Source organism: Pseudomonas sp. MWU13-2105, assembly GCF_023242315.1.
GTDB lineage: Bacteria > Pseudomonadota > Gammaproteobacteria > Pseudomonadales > Pseudomonadaceae > Aquipseudomonas.
In genome coordinates this window covers 1-1,035 of record NZ_JALLIY010000069.1, presented here as the reverse complement: position 1 = coordinate 1,035, position 1,035 = coordinate 1, and the positions used below count along the sequence as shown (strand labels likewise).

Below are 1,035 nucleotides of genomic sequence, written 5' to 3'. Positions count from 1 at the left end.
TCGGTGTGGTTCAAGCTACGAGAGTCGGCTGTTGGATCTGCTGCACGCCGTGAGCAAAGCCCACCACCGGCAACCGGATGCTCGGCAGGTTCATTTCGGGCTCTACCAGCGGCCGCACACAGGACGGAGTACGAAACAGTCCTCCCTGGAGCTGACACTCAACCTGGTGGAAACCGACCCAGACACGCCGTATTTGCTACTGTCACTCAAGGACGAATTGCTTGCTTCATGAGCTGACTCGCCCCACAGCAACACTCACTCAAGCCCGACGCTGTCGGGCTTTTTTTATGTCAGTCACTCGATTCTGTTCAGATTTAGATAGAGGCAAGTTTTAGCAGATAGGAGAACCTGAAAATGGCTGCATTGATCTCATCCTGAGTATCACGAACGTAGTGCGACAGTTTTAATTCTCAAGAGCAATGCGTCGGGCAGGCTTGTTGAGAGGTTGCGACAGTTTTGCGTGGCTTTGGAGGTATCTTGGAGGCTGCAAATTTTGCGGAGCGTCTGCGACAGCTTTAATTCTCAAAATCCATACATCAGGCTAATCGCCGCCTCACTTTTCGTTGCCTGCAGAGCAACGACATCTGAATAAAGTTGCTCTTGCTGCGTCTGGTCAATGCAGCGAACATGACTCTCGACAACGCAGCGCCTGCCTGAGCAGTACGTTGCTGGCTGTCATACCTCCCCTGCATACCCGCAAGCCCCGAATAAGGGCCTACGGGAGAGTCATGTCTAATAAAAACGAGAATTGAAAATATGACCAGAAATACAGGCAAGCTGTGTGCGCTGTTTTTTACCTTCGCCGGTGTGAACCTGGCACATGGCGCCGACACCGGGTTCCTAGAACAGTCCACGGCGACCTTGCAGACCCGCAACTACTTTTTCAGCCGGGACTTCTCCGATCTCCACGGAACAACGCAGTCATTGTCACAGGAATGGGCCCAGGGCTTCATTCTCAACTTCGCGTCCGGGTATACGCCCGGACCGATTGGATTTGGCTTCGATGCTGTCGGTAAATTCGGCATCAAGCTCGAT

General features: G+C 52.8%; 2 protein-coding genes. Both read left to right on the top strand.

The features are described 5' to 3' along the window. On the top strand, positions 1-232 hold a 232-nt coding region (locus tag M5B96_RS32325), incomplete at its 5' end, for a hypothetical protein (RefSeq protein WP_248801215.1). Between the two features lie 524 nt (positions 233-756). After that, a partial coding sequence (locus tag M5B96_RS32320; RefSeq protein WP_248801213.1) for an OprD family outer membrane porin occupies positions 757-1,035 on the top strand: 279 nt, incomplete at its 3' end.